This window comes from Streptococcus sp. cx1 (assembly GCF_052384325.1).
GTDB classification, from domain to species: Bacteria; Bacillota; Bacilli; order Lactobacillales; family Streptococcaceae; genus Streptococcus; species Streptococcus salivarius_G.
Genome location: NZ_JBQSUN010000001.1, coordinates 792,933 through 805,378, shown reverse-complemented (window position 1 = coordinate 805,378; position 12,446 = coordinate 792,933). Strand labels below are relative to the sequence as shown.

12 protein-coding genes are annotated in these 12,446 nt (G+C 39.7%); 11 read left to right on the top strand and 1 reads right to left on the bottom strand.

From position 1 onward, the window contains the following. Positions 1 to 182: 182 nt before the first annotated feature. Positions 183 to 1,745 carry a glutamine-hydrolyzing GMP synthase gene (gene guaA, locus ACT170_RS03770; protein WP_002883901.1) on the bottom strand — a complete coding sequence of 521 codons (1,563 nt, stop codon included), beginning with the start codon at positions 1,743 to 1,745 and terminating at the stop codon, positions 183 to 185. A 164-nt stretch (positions 1,746 to 1,909) separates the two neighbouring features. Between guaA and ACT170_RS03765 the strand changes: the two genes are divergently transcribed. The 11 genes from ACT170_RS03765 to topA all read left to right on the top strand — a co-directional run bounded on the left by ACT170_RS03765 (position 1,910) and on the right by topA (position 12,446). After that, positions 1,910 to 2,608 carry a GntR family transcriptional regulator gene (locus tag ACT170_RS03765; protein WP_021144070.1) on the top strand — a complete coding sequence of 233 codons (699 nt, stop codon included), beginning with the start codon at positions 1,910 to 1,912 and terminating at the stop codon, positions 2,606 to 2,608. 65 nt (positions 2,609 to 2,673) lie between these two features. Next, positions 2,674 to 3,006, top strand: a complete 333-nt coding sequence (locus ACT170_RS03760; protein WP_002883908.1) for a putative DNA-binding protein — start codon at positions 2,674 to 2,676, stop codon at positions 3,004 to 3,006. A 32-nt stretch (positions 3,007 to 3,038) separates the two neighbouring features. Beyond that, positions 3,039 to 4,601 (top strand): signal recognition particle protein, encoded by a 1,563-nt coding sequence (gene ffh, locus ACT170_RS03755; protein ID WP_070577339.1) that lies wholly within the window; start codon positions 3,039 to 3,041, stop codon positions 4,599 to 4,601. 110 nt (positions 4,602 to 4,711) lie between these two features. Next, the gene (locus ACT170_RS03750) at positions 4,712 to 5,239 is read left to right on the top strand and encodes an ECF transporter S component (RefSeq protein WP_002883896.1); all 528 of its coding nucleotides are present in this window, start codon (positions 4,712 to 4,714) and stop codon (positions 5,237 to 5,239) included. Between the two features lie 22 nt (positions 5,240 to 5,261). After that, entirely contained in the window at positions 5,262 to 5,774 is a 513-nt protein-coding gene (locus tag ACT170_RS03745) for a transcription repressor NadR (RefSeq protein ID WP_070577338.1), read from the top strand. Between the two features lie 97 nt (positions 5,775 to 5,871). After that, positions 5,872 to 6,561 carry an XRE family transcriptional regulator gene (locus tag ACT170_RS03740; RefSeq protein ID WP_049553740.1) on the top strand — a complete coding sequence of 230 codons (690 nt, stop codon included), beginning with the start codon at positions 5,872 to 5,874 and terminating at the stop codon, positions 6,559 to 6,561. 128 nt (positions 6,562 to 6,689) lie between these two features. After that, the gene (ylqF, locus tag ACT170_RS03735; protein ID WP_014634567.1) at positions 6,690 to 7,544 is read left to right on the top strand and encodes a ribosome biogenesis GTPase YlqF; all 855 of its coding nucleotides are present in this window, start codon (positions 6,690 to 6,692) and stop codon (positions 7,542 to 7,544) included. Beyond that, positions 7,531 to 8,301, top strand: a complete 771-nt coding sequence (locus tag ACT170_RS03730; RefSeq protein WP_444818047.1) for a ribonuclease HII — start codon at positions 7,531 to 7,533, stop codon at positions 8,299 to 8,301. Before ylqF ends, ACT170_RS03730 begins: the two co-directional genes overlap by 14 nt. Before the next feature lie 6 nt (positions 8,302 to 8,307). Further along, positions 8,308 to 9,228, top strand: a complete 921-nt coding sequence (locus tag ACT170_RS03725) for an ROK family protein (RefSeq protein ID WP_021144076.1) — start codon at positions 8,308 to 8,310, stop codon at positions 9,226 to 9,228. Between the two features lie 66 nt (positions 9,229 to 9,294). Beyond that, positions 9,295 to 10,134, top strand: a complete 840-nt coding sequence (gene dprA / locus ACT170_RS03720; RefSeq protein WP_444818046.1) for a DNA-processing protein DprA — start codon at positions 9,295 to 9,297, stop codon at positions 10,132 to 10,134. Positions 10,135 to 10,301: 167 nt separating this feature from the next. Beyond that, positions 10,302 to 12,446 (top strand): type I DNA topoisomerase, encoded by a 2,145-nt coding sequence (gene topA / locus ACT170_RS03715; RefSeq protein WP_371481968.1) that lies wholly within the window; start codon positions 10,302 to 10,304, stop codon positions 12,444 to 12,446.

Sequence of the window (12,446 nt, the reverse complement as noted above, 5' to 3'; positions counted from 1 at the left end):
TCAGGGGTCCTCCTTTTGTATATTAGTTAGTGGTCGGGAAACCTTATCTAATATAACACTTTAGGGGGACTTTTTTGATACATCGCTAAAAGCTTTTCGGAACCACTAGCACAGCTAGTGGTTTTCGAGAGACAACAAAAAGCGCTGAACGTAATCGTTCAACGCTTTTGATGATTTTGGTTTTATTCCCACTCTACAGTTGCAGGTGGTTTACTTGTAATATCGTAGACGATACGGTTAACGTGGTCAACTTCGTTAACGATTCGAACAGAAATCTTTTGAAGAACTTCCCATGGAAGTTTCGCAAAATCAGCTGTCATACCGTCGATTGAGGTGATAGCACGGATAGCGATAGTGTAGTCGTAGGTACGTCCATCACCCATAACACCGACAGAACGAACGCCTGTGTTAACAGTGAAGTATTGCCATACGTCACGGTCAAGACCAGCCTTAGCAATTTCTTCACGAAGGATAGCATCAGACTCACGAACAGTTTCAAGTTTCTCTTCAGTGATTTCACCCATAACACGGATAGCAAGTCCAGGTCCTGGGAATGGTTGACGCCAAACGACTTCGTCAGGCATTCCCATTTCAGTACCAAGGGCACGTACTTCATCTTTAAAGAGGGTATTAAGTGGTTCAATCAATTCAAACTGCATGTCTTCTGGAAGACCACCAACGTTGTGGTGAGATTTGATTGTTTGAGCTGTCTCAGTACCTGATTCAATAATATCAGTGTAGAGTGTTCCTTGAGCTAGGAAATCAACGCCTTTAAGCTTACTTGCTTCGTCATCAAAGACATAAACAAATTCGTTACCGATAATTTTACGTTTTTTCTCAGGATCATCAACTCCAGCCAAGAGGTCTAGGAAGCGTTTAGAGGCATCAACACGGATAATGTTAAGGCCAAATTTTCCTCCGAGCATCTCCATAACTTGATCGCCTTCACCTTTACGGAGAAGACCGTGGTCAACGAAGATACATGTCAATTGATCTCCGATTGCTTTTTGCAAAAGGACACCAACAACAGATGAGTCAACCCCACCTGAGAGTCCAAGAAGGACTTTTCGGTCACCAACTGTTTCACGGATTTGTGCAATTTGCATATCTACGAAGTTAGCCATTGACCAGTCACCTTTGGCACCACAGATACCAAAAGCAAAGTTTTTCAAAATATCGTTACCATATACAGAGTGACGAACTTCTGGGTGGAATTGGATACCGTAGAAGTTTTTCTCAGTATTTTCCATTGCGGCGAATGGGCAATCTACTGAGTCACCAACAAGATGGAAACCTTCTGGAATTTCTGTAACAGCATCACCGTGGCTCATAAGAACGACTTGTTCTTCAGGAGTTCCTGCAAAGAGTTCTGATTGGGCACGAAGGCGAAGTGTTGATTGGCCATACTCACGGTTACCAGCTTCACCAGCAGGAACAACTTTACCACCAAGTTTGTGGGTCAACAGTTGCATTCCGTAACAGATACCAAGAATTGGAATACCAAGTTCAAAAATTTCTTCGTCAATACCAAATGCATCTTCGGCATAAACAGAGTTAGGACCACCTGAAAGTACGATACCGATAGGATCGATGGCACGGACTTCATCAGCGGTAATTTTATGGCTTTTCAATTCAGAGAAAACGCCGAATTCACGAATACGACGTGCAATCAGCTGATTGTATTGGCTACCATAGTCTAGAACAATGATTTTCTGCACATCATTCAAAGTAGAAATGTCAGTCATTATTACCCTTTCTTTTTACGTCACACATGGACTCTTATGCAATCATTGTATCACAATTTTAAGGACTTAGCACCTAGATTTATACGATAAACTGTAAGACTTGTCGTCACCTTTACAATTCTATTAGTTTTTTTGTAAAATAGGGGTAAAGAAGGGGGTATTAGATGCTACCAGCATATATTCGCATACATGATAAGATTAAGGCAGATGTTGATGACGGCACTTGGAAAATCGGGCAACGTCTCCCTAGCGAGCGGGATCTTTGCGAGACTTTTGATGTGAGTCGTATGACTGTGCGTCAGGCTATAACACTTTTAGTAGACGAGGGAATTTTAGAGCGTAAACCAGGTAGCGGTACTTTTGTGGCTAGCAGTCGAGTTAAGGAAAAGATGCGTGGAACCACGAGTTTCACAGAGATTGTTAAATCCCAAGGCAAGAAACCGTCTAGTGAGCTTATTTCATATAAACGTGTGCATCCCAATGAATTTGAAATCAAAAATTTAGGTGTCTTACCACAGTCCTATGTGATTCGTATGGAACGTGTTCGTTTTGCGGACGATCTTCCAGTTGCCTATGAGATTGCCAGTATCCCTGAGAAAATTATCCGAGGTTTTAAGGAGTCAGAAATTACGGAACATTTCTTCAAGACACTGACTGATAACGGTTATGAAATAGGGAAAAGTCAGCAGACCATATCAGCTAGTTTGGCCAATAGTAGTTTAGCCAAGCACCTCAAGGTTAAGACTGGTGATGCTCTCTTGAGTTTGACACAAATTTCCTTCCTCCAAGACGGTCAGGCTTTCGAATATGTACGAAGTTACTATGTTGGTGACCGTTTTGAATTTTATTTGGAGAATAACTAAAAGTCACTGCTTTTTTCTGCACAAGAATCGTGCTAACACCATGATTTTATGGTAAAATGGAGCTTATGGAAATTGAAAAAACCAATCGCATGAATGCCCTTTTTGAGTTCTATGCTGCACTTTTGACAGATAAGCAGATGAACTATATTGAGCTCTATTATGCGGATGATTACAGTTTGGCAGAAATTGCCGAGGAATTTGGTGTAAGTCGTCAGGCAGTATATGATAACATCAAGCGTACTGAGAAGATTTTAGAAGCTTACGAGATGAAATTACATATGTATTCAGATTACATCGTTCGTAGCCAAATTTTTGATGATATCATGGAAAAATATCCAGACGATAGCTATCTTCAGGAACAAATTGCTGTGCTCAGCAGCATTGATAATAGAGATTAGATTCAAGCAGAAAGTAAGAGAGGAAATGATATATGGCTTTTGAAAGCTTAACGGAACGCTTGCAAGGCGTTTTCAAAAATTTAAGACGTAAAGGAAAACTTTCAGAGAAAGAAGTTCAAGAAGTCACTAAAGAGATTCGTTTGGCACTTCTTGAAGCAGACGTAGCGCTACCAGTCGTTAAGACATTTATCAAACGTGTTCGTGAACGTGCTGTAGGTCACGAAATCATTGATACTCTTGATGCTTCACAACAAATTATCAAGATTGTTAATGAAGAATTGACAGAGATTCTTGGGTCTGAAACATCTGAAATTGAAAAATCTCCAAAGATTCCAACAATCATTATGATGGTTGGTCTCCAAGGGGCTGGTAAGACAACCTTTGCTGGTAAATTGGCTAATAAGTTGATAAAGGAACAAGAAGCCCGTCCAATGATGATTGCGGCGGACATCTATCGTCCAGCAGCCATTGATCAATTGAAAACTTTGGGGCAACAAATCAATGTTCCTGTTTTTGATATGGGAACAGAGACACCAGCAGTTGAGATTGTCAAAAATGGTTTGGAACAAGCGCGTGCCAATAAGAATGACTATGTCTTGATTGATACGGCTGGTCGTTTGCAGATTGACGAGACTCTCATGCAAGAATTGCATGATATTAAGGAGTTTGCTCATCCAAATGAAATTCTCTTGGTTGTGGATAGCATGATTGGTCAGGAAGCTGCTAACGTTGCCAAGGAGTTCAACGAACAGCTAGATATCACTGGTGTTGTTCTTACTAAAATTGATGGGGACACACGTGGTGGTGCAGCTCTTTCTATTCGTGAGATTACAGGCAAGCCAATCAAATTTACGGGTACTGGTGAGAAAATTACGGATATCGAGACTTTCCACCCAGACCGTATGTCAAGTCGTATTTTGGGTATGGGTGACCTTCTTACCCTTATCGAAAAAGCTTCTCAAGAGTACGATGAGAAAAAATCTCTTGAGTTGGCTGAAAAGATGCGTGAAAACACCTTTGATTTCAATGACTTCATCGACCAATTAGACCAAGTACAAAATATGGGTCCTATGGAGGATTTGCTTAAGATGTTGCCAGGTATGGCTAACAATCCAGCCTTGGCTAATGTTAAAGTAGATGAAAAGCAAATTGCGCGTAAGCGTGCCATCGTATCATCTATGACACCTGAAGAACGTGAAAATCCAGATCTTTTAACGCCAAGCCGTCGTCGCCGTATTGCCAATGGTTCAGGGAATACCTTCATCGAAGTAAACAAGTTTATTAAAGACTTCAACCAAGCCAAACAAATGATGCAAGGTGTTATGTCTGGCGATATGGAGCAAATGATGCGTCAAATGGGTCTTAACCCAAATAATCTGCCAAAAAACATGCCAAATATGCCTGATATGGGTAATATGGATATGTCTGCTCTCGAAGGCATGATGGGTGGCGCTGGTATGCCAGATTTTGGAAATTTAGATCTTAGCCAAATGCTTGGTGGTGGCCTTAAAGGTAAGGTTGGTTCATTTGCCATGAAACATGCGATGAAGCGTCAAGCTAATAAGATGAAAAAAGCTAAGAAAAAACGTAAATAAGAAACTTAGAACGCTAGACATTTTGCTCTAGTGTTTTTTTTGAAAAATATTGACTTATATAACTATACACTGTAATATACTAATGTATATACAATAAAAAGGAGTAGATTATGAAACCGAAAAAGAGAATTCAAGAAATGACCTTTGCAGCTTTATTAACTGCAATTGCTATCCTTATCCCAAGTATCATGCCAATTAAACTAATCATCCCACCGGCTTCGTATACTTTGGGGAGTCATGTTCCAATATTTCTAGCTATGTTTATATCTCCCTGGGTAACTGCTTTTGTTATCTTAGCTTCTAGTTTGGGATACTTTATGGCTGGCTATCCGATTGTGGTTGTTTTTAGAGCATTCTCTCATATTATATTTGGCTTTTTAGGCGCACTCTATTTGAAAAAATTTCCACAAACGATAGAAAACCATAAATCATCATTACTTTTCAACTTTGTTTTAGGACTTATCCATGCCATAGGTGAAGTTCTTGCTTGCGTGATTTTTTATTCCGTAACAGGAGAGGATTTCCAAAAACTGTTCTATGTTCTCTTTGTTTTAGTTGGTTTTGGCACTATTGTCCATAGTATGATAGACTATGTTATAGCATTAACGATTTTCAAAAGTATTCGAAAAATACGCTAATTGAAAGAGGTATGGTTGGTCTATGGCTTCAAATCGCAAACAAGAATTATTGGCACTCTTAAAGGGAGCTAAAGAGGCAATGAATGGACAGAGTTTGGCGGAGCATTTTGGTGTGACACGTCAAATCATTGTTCAAGATATTGCACTCTTGCGTGCAGATGGTGCCCAGATTATTTCAACTAATAGAGGATATATCTATAAAAGTAGCGATGACAATTCTTATGTACGTCGACTGTTTAAGGTGAATCATAAAGTGTCCGATATGGAGGATGAGCTTTTGGCTATTGTTGATAATGGAGGCCGTATTCAAAATATCATGATAGATCATCCAGTTTATGGAGAAATTCAGACTTTGTTGAAATTGACTTGTCGTCGAGATGTTAGGCATTTTTTAGACCAAGCCTCGTCAAATGACTTTCGCCCCTTATCTGATTTGACAAACGGTGTTCATTATCATCTTGTCGAAGCAGATAGTGAGCAAGATATAGATTATATTGAAGAGGCACTTAACCATCTAGGATTTTTAGTTAAATAATGAGATAAAAGAGAAATGTAAAAGTAGTTAGTTTCACTTGAAAACAACTGCTTTTTTTGATAAACTTATGTTAGTTTATTAACTTACGGAGGTAGCCATGTTTTCAGGACAAAGACTTAAGGAAATTCGAGAAGCACAAGGAATGAGCCAAGCATCAGTAGCTAAGCATCTAGGAATTTCACGCTCCTCTTATTTTAATTGGGAAAATGGTAAGACGAAACCCAATCAAAAGAACCTTTCGGTTTTGGCCGAACTTTTTGGTGTAGCTGAGACTTATTTTCTGTCTGAACATGAGATTGTAGAAGTCTACTTGGAACTAAATGAGGAAAATCGCCAAGAAGCTTTGCGACTCACTAAGGCTCTCCTAGAAGAGCAAGAAACAGAAAAGCAAAAAGCTCCTGTTATTCCCCTTTACTCATACAAAGTTTTCGAGCGTTTATCAGCCGGAACTGGTTACACTTACTTTGGTGATGGCAATTATGATGAAGTTTTCTATGATGAAGAATTGGATCATGATTTTGCATCATGGGTATTTGGAGACTCTATGGAACCTACCTACCTAAATGGTGAAGTAGTGCTAATCAAACAAACAGGTTTTGATTATGATGGAGCTGTTTATGCTGTAGACTGGGATGGTCAAACCTATATTAAAAAAGTTTATCGCGAGGAAGATGGGCTACGTTTAGTTTCTCTCAATAAACGTTATGGTGATAAGTTCGCACCCTATGACGAAGATCCTCGAATTATTGGTAAAATTGTCGGTAACTTTATGCCTGTTGAGGCTTAAGCAGCTTGTATCGATTAGGCATCTCAAACTAAATCTGTTATAATATAAGTAAAGTAAAGCCAATTTTTTGGCTTTTTTTAAAGAATTTAAATCATATTTTATTAAGAAAATAAAGAGGAGAGATATACATGGCTACTATTCAATGGTTTCCTGGTCACATGTCCAAAGCACGCCGACAGGTCCAGGAAAATCTTAAGCATGTTGATTTTGTAACGATTTTAGTGGATGCACGTTTGCCACTGTCAAGTCAAAATCCCATGCTGACTAAAATTGTTGGCGATAAACCAAAGCTTTTAATTCTCAATAAGGCTGACCTTGCTGATAGTAATCGTACAAAAGAGTGGCGTAGCTATTTTGAGAGTCAAGGAATTAAAACCTTGGCCATCAACTCCAAGGAACAATCTACAGTTAAATTGGTGACAGACGCTGCTAAGAGTCTTATGGCTGACAAGATTCAACGACTACGTGAACGCGGTATCCAGAAAGAGACCTTGCGAACCATGATTATTGGGATTCCAAATGCTGGGAAATCTACCTTGATGAATCGTTTGGCTGGTAAAAAAATTGCCGTTGTAGGAAATAAACCTGGTGTGACAAAAGGTCAACAGTGGTTGAAGTCTAATAAGGACTTGGAAATTCTGGATACTCCGGGGATTTTGTGGCCTAAGTTTGAAGATGAATTGGTCGGTTTGAAACTTGCTTTGACAGGTGCCATCAAGGACCAGCTATTGCCAATGGATGAGGTTACAATTTTTGGACTTAACTATTTTAAAACTTACTATCCTGAACGTTTAGAGGAACGCTTTAAAGGGATTGACCTTGAAGAAGAGGCACCAGAAATCATTATGGAAATGACTCGAAAACTTGGCTTCCGTGAAGATTATGACCGTTTCTATAATCTATTTGTCAAAGAAGTTCGTGATGGAAAACTAGGACGTTACACACTTGATATTGTTGGGGTCGATACTGATGGCGACAATTAAAGAAGTCAAAGAGCAATTGGCCACTTTAACAGACCTTGACGATCACCGATGGGCAAGTTTTGAGGAAGATAGTCGAGCTGGTATACAAACTGCCATTAAGCAACGCCGTAAAGCTATACAAGCTGAGATTGCTGAGGAAGAACGCTTAGAAAAGATGCTAAGTTACGAAAAAGCGCTTTATGCTCAGGGAGTTGAACTCATTGCAGGTGTTGATGAAGTTGGACGTGGTCCTTTGGCTGGGCCAGTGGTAGCTGCAGCGGTGATTTTACCAAAGCTTTGCAAAATAAAAGGTCTTAATGATAGTAAAAAAATACCAAAATCAAAACATGAAGCTATTTATAAGCAGGTCATGAAGGAAGCGGTAGCCGTCGGGATTGGTATAAAGGACAATCATGTGATTGACGATGTCAATATTTATGAAGCAACCAAGCTTGCTATGACTGAAGCTATTGAAAAACTTAGTCCCAAACCTGAACATTTGTTAATTGATGCTATGACTTTGGACCTACCAATAGGACAAACATCAATTATAAAAGGGGATGCTAATTCTTTATCAATTGCGGCAGCATCTATCGTAGCAAAGGTAACCCGGGATAAGATGATGGCTGATTATGATCAGGAGTTTCCTGGTTACGCATTTGCCAAAAATGCAGGCTATGGTACCAAGGATCATCTGTCTGGCATAGATAACTTTGGTGTTACTCCAATTCATAGAAGAAGCTTTGAACCCATAAAGTCAATAATAAAAAGTAGGTGAAGTGGCGTGATTTTAGCTATTGATATTGGAGGGACCTTTATCAAGTTTGGGTTAGTTGATGATGATTTTAAGATTAGCAATCAATCTAAAGTGTCAACACCACCAACGTTAGACGACTTTTGGTTGACTTTAGAGCATATTGTCTCGTCTCACAAGGATATCATTTCTGGGATTGCCATTGCGTGCCCAGGAGAAATAAATAGTAAACGTGGCTTCATTTTCAAGGGCGGTCTTATCCCTTATTTAACGGCTATTCCTCTTGGGTCACGATTGACTAAAACATTTCAACTGCCTGTAAAGGTTGTCAATGATGCTGATGCGGCAGCTTTGGCTGAAGCCAGATATGGAAGTCTACAAGACTTAGATTGTGGGGCAGCCTTGGTTTTAGGTACGGGTGTTGGTTTAGGACTTGTTTCACAGAAGGACTTGCTATCACCTCTGTCAGTCACCCAATATCTGAGAGCTCCAAGTCCCCAAAACATGAGTCAAACCTCTCTGCCCTTCCAGTGGGAATTATTTATGCATGGCTTAGTAAGCCTTGTCGATAATAAGGGGTCTGCAGTAGGCTTTGTTCATGAAGCCAGTCAATTACTTGGGTTAGATCAAGACGATGGTCCAGCCGTATTCTCAGCTATAGAGGGAAATCAATCGGAGGATCTAAATCTTTTATTTAAAGACTATTGTCATGAAATTGCTGTTCTTGTGCTAAATTTGCAGAGCTTCTTTAGGCTGGAAAAAGTTGTTATCGGTGGAGGTATCAGTAGGCAGGGTACTTTAATAGAAGGAATAAGTGATGCCTATGAGGAGTTATTTAAGGATAAGCCTGAATTAGGTTTTGAGCCCATAACTATTCAAGCCTGTCATTTCCATAACGATAGTAACTTACTAGGAGCCGCGTCTTATTTTGCTTCTGAAAATGATTTGTAATCACGGAAAGTTCCATAATGGAGCTTTTTTCTTTTCTGTTACGAATAGTGAAAAGGAGGTATCTATATGAATAATTTTGAACTTTTTAAACTTAAAGCCGCTGGGTTGACGAATTTGAATATCTTAAATATTTTGGACTATCAAAAGACTCAAGATAGAAAATTGAGTTTACGTGATATGGCAGTGGTATCCAAGTCTAAAAATGCCGTTCTTTTTATGGAAAAGTATAAGAGTTTAGATATTAAGCAACTCAAAGAACAATTCGACCGTTTTCCTACGTTATCGATTTTTGATAAAGAATATCCCATTGAGCTGAAGCATACCTATAATCCTCCTGTCCTCCTTTATTATCAGGGGAATCTTGATTTACTGAGTAAACCAAAGCTAGCTGTTGTTGGGGCAAGAAAGTGTTCTGAAACAGGCAAACAGTCTGTTCGAAAAATTGTTAGTGAACTTGGGAATCACTTTACTATTGTGAGTGGATTGGCGCGTGGGATTGATACTTGTGCGCATATGGAGGCCTTGAAAAATAGGGGGAACACCATTGCAGTTATCGGGACTGGACTTGATGTTTATTATCCTAAAGAAAATAAAGCCTTGCAGGACTATATGGCCAAAAATCATTTAGTTCTTACTGAATATGGATCGGGTGAACAGCCGCTTAAGTACCACTTTCCTGAACGCAACCGGATTATTTCTGGATTGTGTCAAGGAGTTATGGTCGTAGAAGCAAAACTTCGCTCGGGGAGTCTGATTACTTGTGAGCGTGCCATGGAAGAAGGTAGAGATGTTTTTGCTATTCCAGGAAATATTTTAGATGGCAAGTCAGATGGATGCCATCACCTAATTCAGGAGGGTGCAAAGTGCATCACGACAGGGTTTGACATTCTTTCAGAGTTTTCTTGAAAATCAAAGTTCTCCTATAGAGATAAAGTTTTTTATTGACAGTTAAAGAAAAGGACGGTATCATGTTAGTTGCTCGGTCCAAGATGTTTCATTTTTTAATGTCTTGTGACTAGAATTTAGACAAATTAGTGGCGCAGCCAGTTTATAACAATATAAGGAAATAGTCTATGGCGACAGCAACGACAACAAAAACGAAAACTAAAACAACAAAGAAAACGACAGCCAAAAAGGCGACTAAAAAGAGAGCGACACCAAAGAAAAATTTGGTCATCGTGGAGTCTCCTGCTAAAGCGAAAACGATTGAGAAGTATCTTGGCCGCAACTATAAAGTTGTAGCCTCTGTTGGGCATATCCGTGATTTGAAAAAATCAAGTATGTCTATTGATTTTGAAAACAACTACGAACCTCAGTACATTAATATTCGAGGTAAGGGACCTCTTATCAATGAATTGAAGAAAGAAGCTAAAAAAGCCAAGCAAGTCTTTCTCGCAAGTGACCCGGACCGTGAAGGGGAAGCCATTTCATGGCATTTGTCACATATTCTTGGATTAGAGCCAGATGATAAGAATCGTGTTGTTTTTAACGAAATTACTAAAGACGCAGTAAAAAATGCCTTTGTAGAACCACGCGCCATTGACATGGACTTGGTAGATGCCCAGCAAGCTCGTCGTGTCTTAGACCGTATTGTGGGTTACTCTATTTCACCGCTTCTATGGAAGAAGGTTAAGAAAGGTCTTTCGGCAGGTCGTGTACAATCAGTAGCGCTTAAGCTTATTATTGACCGTGAAAATGAAATTAAGGCCTTTAAACCAGAAGAATACTGGACTATTGATGGTGCTTTTAAGAAGGGTGCTAAGAAGTTTCAGGCTAGCTTCTATGGTTTGGATGGTAAAAAGCTTAAGCTCAACAATAATGACGATGTTCAAGCCGTTCTCTCTCGTATCACAAGTGATGACTTTAACGTAGATAAAGTAGAGAAAAAAGAACGCCGTCGTAATGCGCCATTGCCATATACAACATCATCTCTCCAACAGGATGCTGCCAATAAGATTAACTTCCGTACACGTAAGACCATGATGGTTGCCCAACAGTTGTATGAAGGAATTAATCTGGGTTCAGGCGCTCAAGGTTTGATTACTTATATGCGTACGGACTCAACACGTATCAGTCCAGTGGCACAAAACCAGGCTGCTGAATTTATTACGGAACGCTTTGGTTCTAAGTATTCAAAACATGGCAGCAAGGTGAAAAATAGTTCGGGAGCACAAGATGCCCATGAGGCTATCCGTCCTTCAAATGTTTTCCAAACGCCCGAAAGCATTGCTAAGTATTTGGATAAGGATCAGCTCAAGCTTTATACTCTTATCTGGAATCGTTTTGTGGCGAGTCAAATGACAGCTGCTGTATTTGATACGATGAAGGTGACCTTGTCTCAAAACGGAGTCATTTTCACTGCAAATGGTAGCCAAATCAAGTTCGATGGTTATATGGCCGTTTACAACGACTCTGATAAGAATAAAATGCTTCCTGATATGGCAGAAGGTGATACGGTTAAGAAGGTTGTGACAACGCCTGAACAACACTTCACGCAACCACCAGCCCGCTATTCTGAAGCGACTCTGATTAAGACGCTGGAAGAAAATGGTGTTGGTCGTCCGTCAACTTATGCACCGACACTTGATGTTATTCAACGTCGTTACTATGTCAAATTAGTAGCTAAACGTTTTGAACCAACAGAACTTGGTGAAATCGTTAATAGCTTAATCGTCGAATTCTTCCCAGACATCGTGGATGTTAAATTCACAGCTGAGATGGAAGGGAAACTCGATAAAGTTGAAATCGGTAAGGAACAGTGGCAAAAGGTTATTGATGAGTTCTTCAAACCTTTCCAAAAAGAATTGGAAAAAGCTGAAGAAGGTATTGAAAAAATCCAAATCAAGGATGAGCCTGCCGGTTTTGATTGTGACCTCTGTGGTCACCCAATGGTCATCAAACTTGGTCGATACGGTAAGTTCTACGCATGTAGCAACTTCCCAGATTGTCACAATACTAAGGCCATTACCAAAGAAATTGGCGTTACTTGTCCAACCTGTGGTAAAGGACAGGTTATTGAACGTAAGACCAAACGTAATCGTGTCTTCTATGGTTGTGATCGCTATCCTGACTGTGAATTTACATCGTGGGATATCCCTGTTGGCCGTAACTGTCCTAAATCAGGTGATTATCTCGTTGAGAAGAAAGTCCGTGGTGGCGGCAAGCAAGTTATCTGTAGTAACGAAGAATGTGACTACAAAGAATCTGTTGTTAAATAA